Source organism: Opitutaceae bacterium, from assembly GCA_015075305.1.
Taxonomy (GTDB): domain Bacteria; phylum Verrucomicrobiota; class Verrucomicrobiia; order Opitutales; family Opitutaceae; genus UBA6669.
Window position 1 is genome coordinate 465,387 of the sequence record JABTUS010000002.1, and the last position, 19,596, is coordinate 484,982.

General features: G+C 62.7%; 17 protein-coding genes and 1 pseudogene. 12 read left to right on the forward strand and 6 right to left on the reverse strand.

Annotated elements, in window-relative coordinates; translation table 11 throughout:
• Positions 1–7 precede the first annotated feature (7 nt).
• Positions 8–220 carry a hypothetical protein gene (locus HS122_06395; GenBank protein MBE7538024.1) on the forward strand — a complete coding sequence of 71 codons (213 nt, stop codon included), beginning with the start codon at positions 8–10 and terminating at the stop codon, positions 218–220.
• Between the two features lie 323 nt (positions 221–543).
• Here HS122_06395 and HS122_06400 read toward each other — a convergent pair whose 3' ends face one another.
• Entirely contained in the window at positions 544–1,878 is a 1,335-nt protein-coding gene (locus tag HS122_06400) for a DegT/DnrJ/EryC1/StrS family aminotransferase (GenBank protein MBE7538025.1), read from the reverse strand.
• A 212-nt stretch (positions 1,879–2,090) separates the two neighbouring features.
• On the opposite strand from HS122_06400, the gene HS122_06405 reads away from it, so the two are divergent.
• The 5 genes from HS122_06405 to HS122_06425 all read left to right on the forward strand — a co-directional run bounded on the left by HS122_06405 (position 2,091) and on the right by HS122_06425 (position 6,010).
• Positions 2,091–2,396, forward strand: coding sequence for a type II toxin-antitoxin system Phd/YefM family antitoxin (locus tag HS122_06405; protein ID MBE7538026.1), 306 nt, complete (start codon positions 2,091–2,093; stop codon positions 2,394–2,396).
• 16 nt (positions 2,397–2,412) lie between these two features.
• Positions 2,413–2,724: a type II toxin-antitoxin system RelE/ParE family toxin gene (locus HS122_06410; protein ID MBE7538027.1), complete on the forward strand. Its 312-nt coding sequence runs from the start codon at positions 2,413–2,415 to the stop codon at positions 2,722–2,724.
• 1,313 nt (positions 2,725–4,037) lie between these two features.
• Complete coding sequence (locus tag HS122_06415) at positions 4,038–4,313, forward strand: BrnT family toxin (GenBank protein ID MBE7538028.1); 276 nt, start codon at positions 4,038–4,040, stop codon at positions 4,311–4,313.
• The gene (locus HS122_06420; protein MBE7538029.1) at positions 4,294–4,578 is read left to right on the forward strand and encodes a hypothetical protein; all 285 of its coding nucleotides are present in this window, start codon (positions 4,294–4,296) and stop codon (positions 4,576–4,578) included. Before HS122_06415 ends, HS122_06420 begins: the two co-directional genes overlap by 20 nt.
• A 259-nt stretch (positions 4,579–4,837) precedes the next feature.
• A complete protein-coding gene (locus HS122_06425; GenBank protein MBE7538030.1) occupies positions 4,838–6,010 on the forward strand; it encodes a putative C-S lyase in 1,173 nt (390 codons plus the stop codon).
• 36 nt (positions 6,011–6,046) lie between these two features.
• Here the strand turns inward: HS122_06425 and HS122_06430 are convergent, their stop codons facing one another.
• The 5 genes from HS122_06430 to HS122_06450 all read right to left on the reverse strand — a co-directional run bounded on the left by HS122_06430 (position 6,047) and on the right by HS122_06450 (position 12,009).
• Positions 6,047–7,720, reverse strand: coding sequence for an aminotransferase class V-fold PLP-dependent enzyme (locus HS122_06430; GenBank protein MBE7538031.1), 1,674 nt, complete (start codon positions 7,718–7,720; stop codon positions 6,047–6,049).
• A 37-nt stretch (positions 7,721–7,757) separates the two neighbouring features.
• Positions 7,758–8,414, reverse strand: a complete 657-nt coding sequence (locus HS122_06435; protein ID MBE7538032.1) for a glycerol-3-phosphate acyltransferase — start codon at positions 8,412–8,414, stop codon at positions 7,758–7,760.
• A gap of 240 nt (positions 8,415–8,654) precedes the next feature.
• On the reverse strand, positions 8,655–9,674 hold the full coding sequence (locus tag HS122_06440) for a hypothetical protein (GenBank protein ID MBE7538033.1): 1,020 nt from the start codon (positions 9,672–9,674) through the stop codon (positions 8,655–8,657).
• 46 nt (positions 9,675–9,720) lie between these two features.
• Positions 9,721–11,277 (reverse strand): 4-alpha-glucanotransferase, encoded by a 1,557-nt coding sequence (gene malQ, locus HS122_06445; GenBank protein MBE7538034.1) that lies wholly within the window; start codon positions 11,275–11,277, stop codon positions 9,721–9,723.
• A 141-nt stretch (positions 11,278–11,418) separates the two neighbouring features.
• A complete protein-coding gene (locus HS122_06450; protein MBE7538035.1) occupies positions 11,419–12,009 on the reverse strand; it encodes a DUF2062 domain-containing protein in 591 nt (196 codons plus the stop codon).
• A gap of 348 nt (positions 12,010–12,357) precedes the next feature.
• Between HS122_06450 and HS122_06455 the strand changes: the two are divergent.
• The 6 genes and pseudogenes from HS122_06455 to HS122_06480 all read left to right on the forward strand — a co-directional run bounded on the left by HS122_06455 (position 12,358) and on the right by HS122_06480 (position 19,130).
• Positions 12,358–13,783: pseudogene (locus HS122_06455) on the forward strand (ammonium transporter).
• Positions 13,784–13,809: 26 nt separating this feature from the next.
• Positions 13,810–14,148 carry a P-II family nitrogen regulator gene (locus HS122_06460; GenBank protein MBE7538036.1) on the forward strand — a complete coding sequence of 113 codons (339 nt, stop codon included), beginning with the start codon at positions 13,810–13,812 and terminating at the stop codon, positions 14,146–14,148.
• 84 nt (positions 14,149–14,232) lie between these two features.
• Entirely contained in the window at positions 14,233–14,976 is a 744-nt protein-coding gene (locus HS122_06465) for an ATP-binding cassette domain-containing protein (GenBank protein ID MBE7538037.1), read from the forward strand.
• Entirely contained in the window at positions 14,973–16,205 is a 1,233-nt protein-coding gene (locus tag HS122_06470; protein ID MBE7538038.1) for an ABC transporter permease, read from the forward strand. The genes HS122_06465 and HS122_06470 overlap by 4 nt, the downstream gene beginning before the upstream one ends.
• Before the next feature lie 131 nt (positions 16,206–16,336).
• The gene (locus tag HS122_06475) at positions 16,337–17,725 is read left to right on the forward strand and encodes a response regulator (protein MBE7538039.1); all 1,389 of its coding nucleotides are present in this window, start codon (positions 16,337–16,339) and stop codon (positions 17,723–17,725) included.
• Positions 17,726–17,810: 85 nt separating this feature from the next.
• On the forward strand, positions 17,811–19,130 hold the full coding sequence (locus HS122_06480; protein ID MBE7538040.1) for a thymidine phosphorylase: 1,320 nt from the start codon (positions 17,811–17,813) through the stop codon (positions 19,128–19,130).
• Positions 19,131–19,596: the final 466 nt, after the last annotated feature.

Genomic DNA, 19,596 nt, shown 5'->3' on the forward strand with positions numbered 1-19,596 from the left:
CGTTCGCTTGCGTTCACGACTCAAACGAAAACCAGGCGGCACACCGCGCGCCATCGGCCGGCCCTGGCAGGTCGTCACGCCCGATGAGGCGAATGGCGCGCAGACGACGACCTACAGCTATTCCAATTTTGCCGCGAGTGCGACCGATCCGAAGGGGCGTGTCACCGAGACGGTGCGCAATTCGCAGGGCTGGGTTGTGTCCTCGGTTCGGAACAAGTAGTCGGGAGGCTCGGACCAATCGAGTGTCACGCACACGCATGACGCCCTCGGAAACCTGGTGTCGACAAATGCGGACGGCTCGGTGACAACAATCGCGCATGACGTTCGCGGGAGTGGCTCAGCCAAAAGGGTCAAACCTCACTTTTCGCATTCTTCAATGAAAAACCAGGAGAGATTCACATCATCCCCTCTCACTCTCATCCAGGAAAACAGGCTGAAGACGTCATAGCCTGGCAGCTTGCAGACACTCTGGCGATCATCCAACACGCGCCAAATTGCAGCGATTGAAAACACTCTTTGCAAAATGATCTTCGACCAGCCGGATCAAGCGCGTGCGAGCTGGCTGGCGCGCTTCTGCGCGGCGGCGATTCTTTCCGCGATGCGCTCCATGTCGCCGCGCGAGCCGAGGAGCTTTGACTGGCCGATCCAGACCGCCTCCCCGACCAGCCGGTCGTTGACCGGGCACTGGTTCTTCTCCAGCCACCGCGTCATCGCTTCCCTGCCGTAGATGCGCTGATAATGCGGGTTGGCCGCGACGGCCTTGACGTGCGCCGAGGTGTTGAGGCTCGTGTAGCCGCTGCTGAGGGCCACGCCGTCGCCAGCCGCAGCGGCGATGAATCTGGCGCGGGAGAGACCGGCGAACCGCTGCCTGTCATAGCGGAACATGTACAGGTGCCAGCCGCTGCGCGTGGCGCCGCCGGCGAAACGGGCCGGAGTGATGCCCGGAATTTTTTCCAGCATCGACGTGAGAAAGGCCGCGTTGGAATCGCGGATCGAAGCCTGCGCCTCAAGGCGCGCCATCTGGGAAAGCAGCAGGCCTGCCTGGAACTCCGTCATCCGGAAGTTCGAGGCCCGCCCCGACAGCGCGGCGCGCCGCGGATTTCCCGGCGTGTGGTGGTTGAAGACAAGATCGGCAAAGCTGTGGTCATTGGTCAGCACCGCACCGCCCTCGCCCGAGGTGAGGTTCTTGAACGCCTGGAAGCTGAAGCACCCGCCGATGCCGCGGGTGCCGACGGGCCGGCCGCGTACGGTCGCAAGCGGCGCCTGGCAAGCATCCTCCAGCACCGCGATTCCGCGCGCGCGGCCCAGTTCAACAACCGCATCGATGTCGCAGGGTGATCCGCCGATGTGCACCGGCAGCAGCACGCGGGTCGCCGGTGTGATGGCCGCGGGAATCTTCGACGGATCGATCTGGAACGTCGCGGCGTCGGTATCGACGAAGACCGGCAGCGCGTAGCTCTGGGTGACGGCGTTGAACGTCGCCACGAACGTGTACGGAGGGAGGATCACCTCGTCGCCAGGCCCGACATTCAGCGCCCCCAGCGCGCTGAGCAGCGCGGTTGTGCCCGACGAGGTCGCGATGCAGTGCTTCGCCTGCATGAGCGAGGCAAACGCAGCCTCGAATTCCTTCACCCGGGTGCCGCCGGCGGTTCGCCCCCATTTGCCGGAACGCAGCACGTCGAGCAAAGCCTCCTCATCACGCGAATCAAAAACCGGCCATTCGCCATAAGGTTTCCCAGCCGCCTGCGGCGCCACGCCGGCGGATCCCTTTGACATCGTCCCCGGCCCGGCCGCAGAGATCGGTTGGGCAAGACAAAGACCAGCGCCGGCCGCGGCGGCGCGGTTGAGGAATCTGCGGCGGGTGACGGCGTCGGGCATGACACAGGGGAGTTGAGATCGGCGGCCAGGATGCAGCCGGCCAGCCGGCCAACAACCCCAGCATCGGTAACCATTGGGTTACCTTACAATCGAATGAGTCAAGGTGTTTTGCAGAACCCAGCCCTCTCAGACCGTGGCGAGGCGCGCGCAAAAGAATCGATTGACTGCCGGGCCAGGCTGCATAGCATGTTTAACACCGTAAATTTACTGCAATGAGCAAGGCCTATTCGCTTCAGGATATTTTTCCCCTCTCGGACTTTCAGCGCAACACCCGGATGCACCTTCAGCGCATGAAACGAAATCGTCGCCCAAGCATACTGACGGTCAACGGAAAGGCTGAAGCCGTGGTGATTGACGCCGCCGTCTTTGAGGAAATGAGGGATCGCATCGAATACCTGGACAACATTGAGAAGCTGCAAATCGCGATTCGAGAGGCTGACGAGGAAAAGTTGGTTTCCACTGCCGACGCCTTTTCCGCAGCCAGGGCAGCCCTCAGATCGCGGGCGAAGAACGCATGACACACCACAGCGTCACGTGGCAGCCAGAGAGCTCGTGACGATCTCGCTGTGGATAGCCCAGGACAATCCACCGGCCGCCGCACGGTGGCTTGAGACCACAGAATCCCGCGTCGCCGCGCTTGCCACATTCCCAGAGAGATGCCCGCCCGCACCGGAAGCGAGGGAAACGGGTGTGCAGGTTCGGCAACTGCTTGTGGGGAAAAAGCGGGGATTGTACCGAGTGCTGTTTTGTGTGAAAGAGCGCGAAGTCCAGATTCTGCGCATCATTCACGGAATGCGACGACATCTGACCCCCAAGGAAATCGAAGAAGCAGGTTGGGATCCATAGATCTGAACCGGTCTTACTGGCCCGGGGCACGCAACAGGAACATGCCGACTCGGCGAGCAGTCTCAACGTGGCCGTGCATGCGGTCCGTGCGTTACAGGAGTGGGTCCTGGGCCACGGGCGCGAGGCCTGCGTTCGGGGTGTGCCCACGTGCAGGCGCGAGACCGTGCGCGCCTAGGTTTACGCCAAGAGCGAGATCGCGGCGCTCCTGCGGGCGGCCAGCCCCCGCCGCGACCGAATGCTGCTCGCCCTGATCTACGGCTGCGGCCTGCGCCGAGAGGACGCCCGGCTTCTGCGCACCGACGACATCGACACTGGTGTGCGGAGCCAGCTGGACGCATGAGCGGTGTGATTTCGCGGCTTGAGCGTTTTGCTGGTGTGCAAAACATCGCGGGCGGGACGCCCGTGCCACGTCGGAGTCCGCGGGCTCAAACCTCACTTTTCGCATTGTTCAATGCCAAATGATCAATGACGGTTGGTGATTGGCGACTCTGGGAGTCAAAGAGTTGGGGACTTGGGGGTCAGTCCTTACTTTACAACCGTGTTGAAAATTGCATTGCAGTTGATCCCAGCATCTGGTCGCTGGCCATGCCCGCCCATTTGCTCTCAAATGTCGGGGCGGATAACGCCTCTGCCGGCTCGAGCAGGTTCGCTTCCTGTCGCCTTGGCCTTGGAAGTCGCGACTGTTCTCCTTGCTGAACCAGTTGACTCTCGACGAAAACGTGGACTGCAGCCACTGCATTCCCGCCCTCTGATTTCTCCGCGGCGTGTCGACCGCGAGAGGACAATGGCTTCCCCATCAAAAGCGGGCCGTGCACTACGCCAGGGAAGTGAGTTTGGCGTTGTCCACGCCAACCTACTGCCGGCACATTCCCTCTTGAGGGTAACGAGCAGGCTTGGGTGGCATTCGGGACCGGTTCAATTGCTCCGGGTACTTACACCATCCATGTAAGTGACGACAGCAGACAGGGCGGTGAGGTATTGGTGGAAGTTTACGAAGTCACCGTGGCAACACCACGCATCTAGCCCTGTCGTTCTTGAAACTTAAATTCGAGAGAAGGCTTCCGAGTCTCCCCTTTCTTGTTCCAAGAAAGCGCGCCGTGACGTTTGACCGCCGCCCGGTCACCATGTGAGCAGGAAGCACTACTTCTTCGCTTTGGATCCCGAGGGTCCGATGAATCGTTCGGGCGTCAGACCACTGGCTCGGACAAGACCGTGAAAAGCCCTACGGGCAGTCCGCGACAATTCCTCTCATCCCGGGATTGCCTTGAAAGGCAACATTGACAATCAAGCGCTCTGCGGCTTTCCGTGTCTGCATGCGCTTCAATTGGGATCCAATCAAGGAGCAGCGCAACATTGCCAAACACGGTGTCGACTTCACAAAGGCTTCGGAGGCCTTTGGCGACCCGGAAGCGCGCATCGCCTTTGATTCAGTCCACAGCTCCTCGGAGTTGCGCTGGTGGCTGATCGGGCGGGTGGACGGCAGGATCCTGCTCGTGCGCTACACGCACCGGCCCGACGGGATTGTTCGGATCATCGGAGCGGGGTATTGGAGCAAAGCGGAGAAGATTTATGCCAAAAAGAAAACATGAGAAGCATGAATCCCCGGTCTTCGACGAACGGGGCTATCAGACAAACATCAAGGACATCAACGGCGAAGCTTTGCCGGACTTGGATGCGCTGGACTGGCGTCCCCTGCACGGTGGGTCGCGGCCGGGCGCGGGCCGGAAGCCGTCAGGACGCGTGCCGCTCACGCTGCGCCTGAAGCCTGCCGTGGCCAGCCGCCTGCGTGCGGTTGCCAAGAAGCAGCGCAAGACGCTCGCGCAGGTCGCCGAGGAACGACTTGCCGGTCTCTGATCCTGACCCGCAGTTCACGCCTGCTGCACTGAGCCGAACTTTGCCGGCATCGCTTTCAGCAATCGTCTCATGGGCGATCGACCGTGCGCAGCCATCGACGACCCCGGCGCACGGCGAGCCCGTTCATCTCCGCTGAAGCGCTCAATCGCGTCCGCAGTGTCCTCCATTTCCCGTCGCCCAATCGCGAGGACATCCTTCTCGATGGCATGAAAAAACCGTGTTCAAACGCGGCGCGGGTGCTATTGGTGGTTCCTTATCCATGACACACGCCTTCGATTTTGAAACCTGCCCTGAGCGCCGCGGGACCGATTCCCAGAAGTGGCAGAAATATGCCGGCAGGGACGTTCTGCCGCTCTGGGTGGCGGACATGGATTTCATTTCGCCACCCGCCATCCTGGCGGCCTTGAAGGCGCGCGTGGATCATGGCGTCTTCGGTTACGCCCGGCCTGTGCGATCACAAATCGACGCAGTCGTGGAAATGCTGGCAGCGCGCTATCGCTGGCGGATCGATCCGTCCTGGCTTGTGTGGCTGCCAGGCTTGGTGGTCGGCCTGAATGTCACCGCCCAGACCGTGGCGGACCCGGGGGAGGAAATCCTCTGCCTCACCCCCGTCTATCCGCCTTTCATGACCGCACCAAGGAATTCCGGCCGCGTGCCGGTTACGGTGCCGCTGCATCTCGACGTTCAGGGCAGGCGCTGGGAGATCGACTGGGAAGCCGTGGAGCGCGCGGTGACTCCGCGGACCAGATCTTTCTTTCTCTGCAACCCCCACAACCCGATCGCTCGCGTTTTCACACGCAGCGAACTGGAACGCATCGCGGATTTCTGCCTGCGCCACAATCTGGTGCTGTGTTCAGACGAGATCCACGCGGATCTGGTCCTCGATCCCGCGCTGCCTCACATTCCGACTGGAACGCTCGGGGAGAATATCGCGACCCGCACCATCACGCTGCTGGCTCCCAGCAAGACCTACAACATTCCGGGACTGGGATGCGCGCTCGCGATCATTCCCGATGCCGGACTGCGGCGGCGTTTTGTGGCCGCGACCGCCGGCATTGTCGCCGAGGTCAACATTTTCGGCTATGCCGCCTGCGAAGCCGCCTTCCGGCATGGGGAACCCTGGAGACAGGCGCTGCTGTCGACCTTGCGCGGCAATCGCGACGCGTTGACTCAATTCGCCACGGAGCACCTGCCCGGCGTGAAAATCGAGGCTCCCATCGAGGCAACCTACCTGGCTTGGTTGAACGTAAAGTCCCTCGCGCTCAAGGATCCCGTCCATCATTTTGAAACCCATGGAGTCGGTTTGAGCGATGGTCGCTTCTTCGGCGCCGCACCGGGCGAATACGTCCGACTCAATTTTGGCTGTCCAAGAAAAACCCTGGACGAGGCGCTCTCGCGCATGGCCAGGGCGGTGAAAGCAGTCGCCCACTGAGCGCAGGCACTTGCGCCTGTTCCATTGCGAAAGTTCTCAGAATTCCGACGTCGCCAGCACGCGCCCGGCGGATGCTGAATCGCGCGATGCCGGCCCGCCTCCCGGGCGAAGCGTACCAAGCGTTTCCAGGAAGCGCTCAAGCAGGGATCGCGGAGGATTGCCGAGCAGGGAGACCTGTATCCAGTTCCTGTCGTAGAGGTGTCCGGACCGGAAATTGAGCCAGTAGCCGCGATGCTCGAGTGTTTCGCCCAAGGCTGTCGCAGCCCCGGGGTTTTCAAGTGCGAGCGTGATCACACCGGCCCCGGGACTGTTCTCTTCGCCCGTCAATCGCCACCCTTGATCAAGCAGCCGCCGGCGCAGCCAGGCTGTGTTCACGCGGATCTGCTCCATGCGTTCGGGCGTGACCGCGCGCAAGGCGACGCACAGGGCGTGCGTGAGGTTGGACGAATGCGTGTGAGGCACGCTGGAGTTTTCAGCCCAATGCCCCAGATCGAGATAACCGGGAATGCGATCCGGCGCGGGTTTGGGAGCAAAGTCATGGAAGACGAGCCCGAGTCCCGGATACCCTCCCAACCCTTTCCCGCTCGTGCCCGTTGCCAGATACACGTCGCGCAAATCGACCGGCACCGCCCCCATCGAGCTGACGCAGTCCAGGCAGAGGTGAAGACCCTTCCGGCGCGCGACGGACTTCAATGGCTCGATCGGATTCAGCACTCCCGTCGAGGTTTCGTGATGCACCGCCCAGATCCAGCCGCCGGGAGCCAGCGAGGCAGAAGCCTCCTCGATCTGCTCCGGACCAAAGGACGCTCCCCACGGTTGCCTGAACACGGTGAAATCGAGGCCGGCCCGCCGCGAATCAGAGGCCAGACGATCACCAAAGGCACCGTTGCTCATCACCACGCCGGGTCGCCCAAGCAGCGATAGCTGGGCGGCCACCACCGCATTCGCAAGCGATCCCGAACCCGGAATCACCTGTACGTCCCGCGCACCCGTCAACTCACAAAGCTGCGCGCGCACATGCCGCATTTCCGCGAGGAACACCGGGCTGCGATGAGAGATCGCCGGCTCGCTGAAGGCCTGGTCGACTTCCTGTGTCGTCAATACGGGTCCCGGAAGCAGATTGATGCCGTTCGGCGTGCTCCGATTCTCCTTGAAGGCCTCGCGCAGCACAAGGCTCTTGTAAGTCGTACGGTTGAGCGCATCGAGGGTCAGGTACATCGGCTGGTACTGCGCGCCATCCGACCCCACCAGCGGACCAAAAGGCGCGAATCCCAGATGCCGGTAGAGCTTCAATTCGCGCGTCGTTCCGGAAATCACCGCGAGGTCAAAGCCATCAGCCAGGCACTTGCGCGTCGCGAATTCAAAGAGAGCGACAAAAACGGATGTTCTGCGAAAAGCGGGTTCGACGGCCAGCAGCCGAACCTCCACAGGGCGTCGTCCTTCCGGCAGATGCCCGTCCAGCGCCGGCACCTTGGCGTCCAGCGAGAAGGGGCGCTTGCCACGAATCGCCAGCATGCCGACGACGCGGCTGCCTTCGCGGGCAATGACGTAGCTGTTCTCCGCGTGAAACCGGTCGACGAGCCGGCCGTCGCCATTGGGCGCATGCTGCGGGATTTCCTCAACAAAGGTGCGGTAGTTGAGGCGATGGATCGCTTCAAACTCCCATTCCTCTGTCGCAAGTTTTACCTGTACGGAAGGCGGCGCACGCATGGTGGTCGGTGATGACAGCGAAACAAAGAGGAAAGGTTTACCGTTTGCCAGCCGGTAGCGATGGGTTGTTGCGAATGATTGAATCAGGGGCGCTCTCGGGGGGGGGGGCACCCTCAGCCTTCAAATTGGCAACATGCGAAAAAATGACCAGCAGCGCCACCCCGGCGTAGCCCGCAATGACGAAAACCGGCCGTCCCAGCACGTAGGCAACACCTGGTCCGAGGCCAAAGGCCACCACCGCACTCAGACTGCTGCGGCCGGAGAAAACTCGAAGCAAGCCACACGCAATGAGCAGGATGCCTGTACTCATTGGATCCAAGGCCAGGATCGCTCCACATCCGGATGCGGCACCCTTTCCTCCGCGAAACCCAAGCTGAATCGGCCACAAATGTCCTGCAACCACCGCGAACGAAGTCAGTGCAATTGTGAGCGCGGTTCCCTGCATCAATTTGGCAAGAAGCACCGCGACTACACCCTTGAGCAGATCACCGATCAGTGTGATCACGAAACCAGACCGACCGAGTACGCGGCCAACATTGCGCGCTCCGGCGTTTCCACTGCCAATCGTGCGAATGTCTCGCCCCGTCTTCAGGCGAACCAGGTAGTAGCCTGTATTCAGGCACCCCAATGCGTAGGCTACAACGACCAGCCCGATCTGCCAGGCCAATGTCGCCTGAACCGCCCCGACGCTCACGCAGCCTCCTTTGGAGCTGTGTGACGACGGCTCTGAACGCGACGGGTCGCGATCAGACTGGCGCTGATTTGCTGGAACGAAACCATCGTCATTGAACAACTTGGGCGGAACTGCGGCATCAGGACGGTCGGGAAATCATTTCATCGCAGCAACAGAGAAACGTCACGATCCGTACAAGACTCGGTCGCATCCGCGGACCTCCGCCAAGCGGCTCCTTCCACAAGAATGCGAAAGGTGATGTCATCGCCGTATGACTCGCGGATCGCTGCGAATCGAGGCCAGGACTTGAGATTCACTTCTGCCTGTTTGCGCCCACTCGCGACCCAGCGCGTTGTTGCGCCTGTCCCGCTCGCTTTCCTCGGGCGTATTGACCGATCCCGCCTCATGCGCGTCAGTGGCCTGCTCCGCGAACTGCGCGCCAAACAGGCGTGTCAGCCAGTAGCTCCAAAGGACATGCCGCGAGGAATCCTCGTTGTACGATCCATCCCCTCTCGAGAGGCGACGAGCCGTGCGCTCCGCGTATTCCTTCATCCGAAGCAGCAAGGGTGCGCGCAACGGGCTCCCGCTGAGAAGTTCACGCTCGGCCACCGTCAGCGGTTGCGAGTAGCGGCTGGAAAGGGCATCGAGATCCCGCCGGTCGATGCGCAGGCGAGTGCGGTCCTGATCCCGGATTGCCTCAAGGCGCACGGACGCCGGCAAATGCTCGAGGGTGAAATGCAGGCGCGCCGACATGGCCAATGGGCGTGCGGTCGAGCCTGTCCGCGCAAATGCCACCAGCTCATGGAGTTCGTGCCGAATTCGGGCACGCGGCGATCCGCCAAGGACGACATCAGGCAGCAGCAACCGGCCGTCGTCGATCCGATTCACCGGCGTGTCAAACTCGCTTCCGCTGAACGGCAGGCCGCGGGGCGCTTCGATATCCAGTCGCGATTCCAGACGAACCCCTTCGACAGCGATGTCGACGCAGAGGGGAAACACTCCGCGCAGCGACGCGGTGGCCGACGCAATTTCGATCTGCATCGTTTTCCGCGGGCCACCATCCACCGCAGGCAGCAAAATCTCAGCCGAAATTCCGCGCCAGCGCGCCGTCGCAGGAGATGCGAGGTCCGCCTTCTTGAAGGCAATGCGTCGAAGCGTGCCAAGTTTCTCCGAGCCCGCTCCCACAAGCTGCGGAATCAGCACACGGGTGGCGCGATTCAGCATCCAGCCCCCGGCAAGCCAGGCGGTCGCAAACAGCATCAGCAGCAGGCCAAAGGCCATAATTGGCCACCGGGCGAGCCTGCTCTTCCGACGGGAGATTGGCCGGCTATCGGCCATAGAGTTCCCCAAGCGACTTCAAATAGGCCGCCGTTCCACCGGACAGCGCATCCAACTGCGCGGAGCGATAACGCCACTGCCAGTTCCCGTGCGGCACACCGGGTGTGTTGAACCGTCCGGACGCATCGAGACTGAGCATGTCCTGAATCGGAATGATCGCCAGCCGGCATGTGGAGCGATACGCCGCACGCAGCAGGTCCCAGCCGATTTCGTTTCCATTCACACTGAAATATCGCCGGACATGGTCCCGCTCCCGCTCCGAAGCCGAGGCATACCATCCGATGCCCGTGTTGTTGTCATGGGTTCCTGGATACACGACGGAGTTCCGGGCGTGATTGTGCGGCAGGTACGCATTGTCGCTCTCCGATCCAAAGGCGAACTGGAGCACGGCCATCCCCGGGAGTCCGGTCCGGGCGCGCAATGCCTCGACGGAGGGCGTCAGGTCACCCAGGTCCTCCGCGATGATGCGCGCCTCGGGAAACGCGTTTCTGATCGCCTGGAACAAATCGAGGCCGGGACCCGCAACCCAGGCACCCACCCTCGCCGTCTCCGCCGGAAAGGGAATGCGCCAGTATTCGTCAAAGCCGCGGAAATGATCGATGCGCACAATGTCGTGGAGTTCGAAGGAGGACCGCATGCGCCTGATCCACCAGTCATAGTTCTCCTTGGCATGGACGTCCCAGCGGTAGAGCGGATTGCCCCAGAGCTGGCCATCGTCCGAAAAGTAGTCGGGAGGCACGCCGGCCACGGCGACAGGCAGGCTGGTCGTGGCATCGATCTCAAAAAGCGAAGTGTTCGCCCAGACGTCGGCGCTGTCAAAAGCCACAAAGATCGGCACGTCTCCGATGACCTGAATGCCGCGCTCCACCGCCGCCGCACGCACCCGTTCCCATTGTCCAAAGAACAGATACTGGCAGAACATGTGGGCCTCAATCTGGGGTGCGAGCCAGGCCTTCAGCACTGATTTCTGGGCGGAGGCATGCGCGCACGTGTCCTTCGGCCACTCCGACCAGGGTTTGCCCTGGTAGTGATCCTTGAGTGCGCGAAAGTAGCCATAGTCGTTGAGCCAGTGGGCATGCCTTTCCTTGAACGCACCAAAATCCCCATAGGGCAGGCTCACCGGATTTGCGAGATAGGCTTGAAACGCCTCCCTCAGCAGCGGCCACTTCAAGTGGTAAAGCGCACCGAAATCGACCCGTTCGCGGCTGAGCTGGCGCAGGGGGGCGAGGGATTCCGCCTTCAGAAGACCGAACCCAACCAGCGCGTCGAGATCGATGAGATAGGGATTGCCCGCGAAGGCGGAAAAGCACTGGTAGGGCGAGTCGCCATAACCCGTGGGACCAAGGGGGCAGATCTGCCAGTATTTCAGGCCGGCCTGTGCAAGGAAATCCAGGAAGCGGTCGACGGCCCCATCGAAGGTACCGACTCCCTGGTCGCCGGGAAGCGACGTCGGGTGCATCAGAACGCCCGCTCCGCGTTCCTTCAGCCAGGAAAAAAGCGGCGGGCCGTCATGCTCGTTTGTTGAAGCTGCTTCGGTGGAATCCATGGGGAAACGTCGGCAAATTTCTCGAAAGTCGGCAATCCCGATGAAGCCTGCCCTGCGGCACGAGGCTCGGGAGGACATCCGCCTGACCCGCGGAAGGCTCGACCCAGGTCCGCCTCATCCTGTTCTCGCGCAGGAGGGGGCTCAGGATGAGCGCGTTGTCGTTGAGGGTGGCTGCGGCCAGGACTTGGCGGCAGCCGTGGGTGCCTTGGCAACCGGCACGGACATGCGCTGCGGCCGGGGCTTCTCACGCCAGACCTTGCGAATGATCGCATAACCAAGGCATCCGCCTATGATCCCGATCACGAACGCACCCAGATAGAGCGAAATCACGCCCTCGCGCGTAAACACTTCGCGGGGATGCGAGGCGACGTGGCGCCAGACCTGGGCCGGGTTCATCCCGCGCACGAGCTCCCCAACAAAATAGCACGCGGAAAGCTGAACAGGCGCCGTCAATGGCGTGGAAAGGAACTGAAGCGCAATGCAAAGCAGCAGGTTTCCACGCACGCAAAGCGCGGCAATCACTGCAAACAGCGACTGCGCGGGGAGAAACGGCACGACCGTGATCGGAAACCCGACCAGCCAGGCGCGCGCCAGCGACTCATGCGTTGGCCGCCAGAGCTTCTTGTCGAGAATGCGGTCGCCCAGCCGGGAGTGAATCCACCCTCCCTTCAGCCGGCTCCGGGAAAGCCGGCTGCGATGCATCAGCCGTAGTGCCCATAAAGGAAGCTTCATTTCAAGAGCAGCTCCTTCCGACCCCTGAACAATTCATTCTGATCCAGGAAATTCATCCGTTGTGGTGTGTATGTGCAATGGTGTGTTGATGAATGAAATCTTGAAAAGCGGCAGGCCCGACCACCCACAATCAAGTCCAAACTCCCCCAACCCGTCGGCCCGGCCCGCCGAACACGCTTTGCGCAAATGAGTTCGAGTGCAACTCTTCCGTCAGTTTTCCAGCGCGAATAGTCCCCACACCTGGGCGATTCAGCGCAGTGATCCATTTTTGTCTCCAGGATGGCGGAGGGAGGCACGGAACCTGCTTTTGGACGAAATCCGTCCGCATCTTTCACACGTCCAACCGCCATGACAATATCCCGACTCCCTCCCATTCGACTCCTCTGGAGCCTGCTTCTCTTTTCCACGGCGTTTGCCACCGCAAGGGCCGAAGCTCCGGCCACTCCCGCCGAGCCAACGCTAGAGCAGCGCGTCGCCGACATCGAAGCCTACGCCAGACAACGGCCCGCGCACTCCCGGAGTGGCGTCGAAAGTCGCGGGGCCGGGACCCGGACATAATGCCTGGCAGATGGTGTCCACCGCGCTGGTGCTCTTCATGACACTGCCAGGCCTGGCGCTCTTCTACGGCGGACTTGTCCGGCGGAAGAACGTCCTGTCCGTCCTCGCGCAGTGCCTCGGCATCGCCGGCCTGGTGACCATTCTCTGGTGGGCCGTGGGCTACAGCCTGGCCTTCTCCGGAGGAAACGCGTTCATCGGTGACACCGCCAACATGTTTCTCAACGGCGTCGAACCCGGCAAGGTGGGCGCGGGTTACCACTGGATCAGCGACAGCATGTGGGCGATGTTCCAGTTGAGCTTCGCAATCATCACGCCCGCGCTGATCGTTGGCGCGATCGCGGAGCGCATGAAGTTCAGCGCGGTGCTCGTCTTCGTGGCGCTGTGGATGTTCGCCGTCTATTTTCCGTTCGCCCACATGGTCTGGTCCGGCACCGGCTTCATGTCCGGCCTGCTCAACGCAAGCGCAGGCATCAAGGCGATCGACTTCGCCGGCGGCACCGTCGTGCACATGACCTCGGGCTGGAGCGCCCTCGTGCTCTGCGTCATGCTCGGCAAACGGACGGGATACGGCAAGGTGGCGATGCCTCCGCACTCACTCGTGCTCTGCACCGTCGGCACCGGGCTTCTCTGGGTCGGCTGGTACGGATTCAACGCGGGTTCGGCCCTTGGAGCCGATGCGATCGCCGCCAACGCCTTCACCACAACAACTCTCGCCGCCGCTGTCGCCGGCTTCAGCTGGGCCATGGCCGAATGGGTGACCCGCAAGCATCCGAGCGTGCTCGGATTCTGCTCCGGCATTGTCGCCGGCCTGGTTGTCATCACACCAGCAGCCGGTTTCGTGACAGCCAACTCCGCGGTGATCATCGGTGTGCTCGCCGGCGTCATTCCCTTCCTGGCTGTTGCCTACCTCAAGAAATGGCTGGGCTACGACGACGCACTCGATACTTTTGGCGTGCATGGCGTCGGCGGAACCCTCGGAGCACTTCTCACCGGCGTCTTCGCCAGCGAAAAGGCGAATCCCGCCGTGGCATCGCTCAGGGCCGGACTTCTCGGCCAGCAGTTCAAGGCCGTGGCTGTGACAATCGCCTGGAGCGTCGCCGCCACCATCGTCGTCGCCCTGATTGTCAGGGTCACGCTGGGACTGCGAGCCGCGCCCGAGGTCGAGTCCGCCGGGCTCGACATCAGCGAGCACGGTGAGGAAGGCTACATCTCCTGATCAACAACCCATTCACTCATTGAACCATGAAACTCATCATTGCTGTCATCAAACCCTTCAAGCTCGAGGAAGTGAAGGAAGGCCTGATGGAGATCGGCGTCGAAGGCATGACCGTCACGGAGGTCAAGGGCTTCGGCCGCCAGAAGGGTCACACCGAAATGTATCGGGGAAGCGAATACACCGTCGATTTCCTGCCCAAGGTGCGGCTTGAGATCGTCGTCGGGGACGACATGGCGGACCGCGTGGTCCGGACCGTACTGGCGAGGGCCAAGACGGGCAAGATCGGGGACGGCAAGGTCTTCGTTCTGCCCGTCGAGCAGGCGATCCGCATCCGCACCGAGGAAACGGGCGACAGCGCCATCTGATTCCCTTCGAAAAGCGGCGGGGCCCCTTCCCGCCGTTTTTCGCCCTTTCCCTTTGCCACCCGGCCGGTCAGCGTCGGGTGCCGCATGATTGAAGCGCGACAACTGACCAAGGTTTTCCACGACCGGAAGCGGGGTGAGGTGCGAGCCGTGGATTCGGTGTCATTCACCTGCCATCCGGGCAGAATCTACGGGCTCCTCGGGGTAAATGGAGCGGGAAAGACCACGATCCTGCGCATGCTCGCCACGCTCCTGCAGCCAACAGGCGGAAGCGCAAGTGTCGCGGGAATCTCCGTCACCGAGCATCCTGATGCCGTGCGGGCCAGGCTCGGTTTTCTCGCGGCGAGCACCGCGCTCTACGGCCGCCTGACGGCGCGGGAGACCATCTCCTATTTCGGAAAACTCAACGGCATGCACCCGGAACAGATCGCCGCACGCACCGAGGTCCTGGCAGCGGAGCTGCAGATGCACGAATTTCTGGACCGGCGTGTCGACAGGTTCTCCACGGGCATGAAGCAGAAGACCTCGATTGCACGGACTCTTGTCCACGATCCGGAGGTCATCATCCTCGACGAGCCCACGCTCGGGCTCGATGTGCTCGCCGCACGCACGATAGTGGCGTTTGTACGCGACTGCCGCGATCGGGGAAAAACGGTCATCTATTCGACCCATATCATGAGCGAGGTTGAAAAATTGTGCGACAGGGTCGGCGTCGTGCATGGCGGCCGCCTGCTGGCCGAAGGCTCGCACGAGGAGCTCAAGGCGCACACCGGAGCGTCCGACATGGAGGAGGTCTTTCTCCGGACAATCGGCGCGGAGGCGGTGCCATGAACGCACGCCAGGTCGGCACGGTCTATCTGAAGGAGCTGACTGACGCACTGCGCGACCGCCGCACGCTCGTCTCGATGTTCGTGGTGCCCACGCTGCTCATACCGGTCATGTTCTTCGCCTTCGGCGCGTTCACGACACGGATCATGCGCAAGGCGCGCGCGGAAACGCAGGCAGTCATGGTCATGGGCGGCGCGGACTCCCCCCGCGTGCTCTCGGCTCTCAGGTCGCACCCGCGACTGAAGCTCCTTCCCGCGGCTCCTGACTTCCGAAGGCGCATTTCCGACAAATCGCTCCGCGCCGCCATTGAGATTCCCGCGGGATTCGACCGTTCAATCGATGAAGGGCGCCCCGCCAGCGTGCGGATTTTCACCTACGAGGGCGAACTGCGCTCCAACTTTGCCGCGGGCGAGATCGACCGTTTCCTCCGGGAATACCGGGAAAAGCTCATTCGGACGAGACTCGAGGACCGGGGCATTCCACGATCGGTGCTCAAGCCCTTCGAGATCACCCGCGAAAATGTCGCCCCTCCGGAAAAGGTCGGCGGCAACCTGATCGGCGGGCTGATCCCCTGCGTGATCATTCTGCTGTCGTTCTCCGGAGCCATGTACCCGGCCATGGATCTCACCGCCGGCGAAAAGGAGCGCGGCACGATGGAAACGCTCCTCTGCAGCCCGGCAGGCCGCCGTGAAATCGCCCTTGGAAAATTCCTGATGGTCCTGACCGCGTCGCTCGCGACCGTCCTGCTCTCGGCGTTGTCGACGGCCGCCACCCTGGCCACCGGCGTCTTCCTTCTTGCAAGGGACACCATGGCGGCGGTTTCGAAGACCGCGGATGGCGCCGCCCGCGCCGCACTGCCTTCGATCGATCCCGCCGGATTCCTGCTCTCGCTCACCATGGTCCTGCCCGTCGCCGTGCTCTTTTCCTCCGGGCTCATCGCGCTCTCGCTCTTCGCCAAGAGCTACAAGGAGGCCCAGAGCTACGTCTCGCCGCTGGTGATCGTGGTCCTGCTGCCCGCCATGCTTGCGACACTGCCGGGCGTCGATCTCAACGCGACGCTCGCCTGCGTGCCCATCCTGAACGTCGCCCTGCTCTGCAAGGAGCTCGTGTCGGGAATCTTCAACTGGGGATACATCAGCCTCATCTTCGTTTCGACCTCCGTCTACGCCGCGCTCGGCCTCCTTCTCGCTGAACGGATGTTCAACCGCGAGAGCGTCCTCTTCCGCTCCTGAAATCTGTCCGGGGTGAAACGCCCAGGATGCTGTAAACCCCGGGTAAATCCCGCTCAACAGGGGTTATGATGTGGCGATGAAAAAGCCGCCGGCTTACGCCTCTCGTCAACGCAGTCGTCGACCGCGCATCCATGAATCTCGTCAAGAAAGTCCTGGTCGTTCACAATGACCCCCGGTTGAAGCGGCGCCTCGTGCTGTCGCTGGCCGATGCTGGCTTCGACGTGCGCGCCTTCCTGGCTCCGGATGCGGCCGTGGAGGCGGCGCGAAACGAGTGGTTCGACCTCGCACTGGTCGCCGAACAGCTTCCCGACTTCACCGGACTGCAGATCTTCGACTCCCTGAAGCAGGTGCAGCCGACGGCTCCGGTCGCACTGCTGTCCGAAGCGCCCGAACTCGCCCTGGTCGTGAAATGCATCCGACTCGGCGTCGCCGATGTCATTCCTCTCGGCGAGGACCTGCGCCAGACGGTGCGCCGGGTTCGCGATCTCCTCCATCCGGGCACGCTTCCCGCCGGGGACGAAACCGGCGTCACCCCCGCCGATCTCGCGGAGGTCGAGCAGACCCTTGCGCGCATGAGCCAGGATGCGGGCGGCGCGGCCGCCGCCGTGGACGCCGCACCCGCGCAGGCGCTGCGCGACGAACTGATTCAACTGATGAAGGAGCGCGATGAACTCGAGGCGCGGCTCCAGCGCACGATTCACGAACGCAACGCTCTCGAATCGGAGGTGAAGGCCCTGCTGATCCAGCACTCCGACGCCACGATGCAGCAGGCGGAACTCGCCGAGCTGCGCACACAGCGCGAACGCGTGACCGCCGCCCAGGAGGCGATCGAGGCGAAGGCCCGCGCCCTGAGCGACCAGCGCGAGGAGATAGATCGCGAGCGAACGCTCCTCGAGTCCGAACGCCAGGAGCTTGAGGCGAAGCTTTCCATGCCCATGCTGCCGGAATGGGCGGCTTCGGCGGAAGAGGTCGCGGCCATGCGGGATCGCGTCCACAAGGACGAGGCCCGCCAGCGCGACACCGCCATGCAGCTCCAGCAGGAGGCCGCCAGGATTGCGCGGGAGCGCCGCCGATGGCACGACGACATGGACCTGCTGCGCGAGCAGGAGAAGAATCTGAAGGAATACGAAACCCGGCTGCGCAAGGTGCAGACGCAGCTCGAGGCCGATCGCGTGCTTTGGTTCAGCACCACGGCGCGTCCTGAAACGAAGTCCCCCTTCGACGACGGCGCACTTCGCGAGGCCTGGCAGAAACTGCAGCGCGCCAGCGAGCTTCTCGAGAGCGAACGCGCCCATGTGCGGAACGACCGTCTCTACACCCAGGAGAAGGAGACGGTGCTGAAGACCCGGGAGGAACAGCTCGCAGCACGCGAGCTGAAAGTCGCCGAGGCTGAGACCCGCGCAACGGCGCGCCTGGCAGCCGCGCCGACCGCGGCACCCGCCTCTTCAAGTTCGATGCGCACGCTCGCACGCGCACCCTTGGAGATGGCGAAATCGGTCTTCGGCGGCTCCAAGAAGTAGTCCGCTCCCTCGGGGAAGCGGAGCCCGCCGCGCCGCCTTGCGCAGCAGCATTGCCGCAGGGCGGCTGGCATGCTGGACTGCACGCATGTCCACCGTCTCGCCATTTCCCCAGCACATCATCGCCCGCAAGCGGGATGGCCACGCGCTGACCGACTCAGAGATCAACGCGTTCGTCCGCGGGGCAACGGATGCATCGTGGGAAAAGTACCAGCTCAGTGCGCTGCTGATGGCCATCTACATCAAAGGCATGACACCAGGCGAAACCGCGGCGCTGACAAATGCCATGATGCGATCCGGTGTTGTGGCTGACTTGTCCCGGGTTCCCGGCATCAAGGTCGACAAGCATTCCACCGGCGGTGTGGGCGACAAGGTTTCCATTCCGCTCGCCCCCATGGTGGCCGCCTGCGGCGTTCCCGTGCCGATGATCAGCGGCCGCGGCCTCGGGCACTCCGGCGGAACCCTCGACAAGCTCGAATCGATTCCCGGCTTCACCACCGCGCTGTCACTCGCGGCTTTCCAGTCCCAGGTCGAACGCATCGGGTGCGCGCTCATCGGACAGACCAGCGACCTCGCGCCGGCGGATCGCACGCTCTATGCGCTGCGCGATGTCACAGCCACCGTGGAATGCATGCCGCTGATCTGCGCATCCATTCTGTCGAAGAAGCTGGCCGAGGGCATCGACGCGCTTGTGCTCGACGTGAAGTTTGGAAGCGGCGCGTTCATGAAGACGATCACCGAAGCCCGGGCCCTCGCGGAATCACTCGTCAGCGTGGGACGCGCCGCCGGCAAGCAAGTACGGGCCCTGCTCACCGCAATGAACGAACCCCTCGGACGCAATGTCGGCAATGCGCTCGAAATCGAGGAATCCATAGCCTGTCTTCAGGGCAGCGGTCCTGCGGATCTGATGGAGGTCACCTTCGCCCTCGGGTCCCACATGCTCATGCTCGGAGGAGTCGCCGGCGATGCCGCCGAGGCGCGTGCAACATTGAGCCAGTCGCTGGAATCAGGGGCCGCCCTGGCAAAGTTTCGCGAGATCGTCGCAGCGCAGGGAGGCGACCTGAAAGCCATCGACAAACCGTCGCTGCTCCCTCGGACGGGGCGCAATATCCCCATCCTGTCACCACAGGATGGATACGTCGTCAGGGTCGATGCCATGGAAATCGCGCTCGCCGCCCTGGATCTCGGTGCGGGGCGCGCGCGCGCGGACGATGCCATCGATCCCGCCGTCGGCATTTCCCACCTGGTGAAGACCGGCGAAAAGGTCGCACGGCACCAGCCGCTCTGCACGCTTCATGTCAATCGTGAGGACCGCTTGGCCAGCGCAATCGAGCATGTCAAGAACGCCATCGGCCTGGACGCCCGCCCGCTCCCGGCCGCGCCCCTGATTGCGGAAGAAATCGTCTGAGGAAGCGACTGAAGATTCCGATTCGTGCACCATGCCGCCAGGCAACCCGTTCTCCATGCCGCCGCAAGTCTCGCTACTTTCCCTCCCAAAGGGGCAAATCAACCCCATCCCACGGCAGCGCCATGGGTGTTGATTGGGAAAACAAGTCCAAGCCCTGAAGGGGCGAAACAACCCCAGCCCATGGCAACGCCATGGGTTCAGATGTGAGTCAGAACCCAGAGCCCTGAAAGGGCGGCCCAACTCTCCAAGATATACCCCCATGCGCAGGCCATCGCACAGCGCCCCCGCTGGTCGACATACGCACGCATTCACAGACATCTGGAGGGGCGCGCTCCGTCGTGCCCGGGGGACGCCCCTGGCAACTCAGCGTCGGTCCAATTCCCCCCGGCATCGCCGAATTTTATCTCAACTATCGATGCACCCGGCAATCGCTCACTCATCCGAGTGAAATTCCCCATCAACGGTG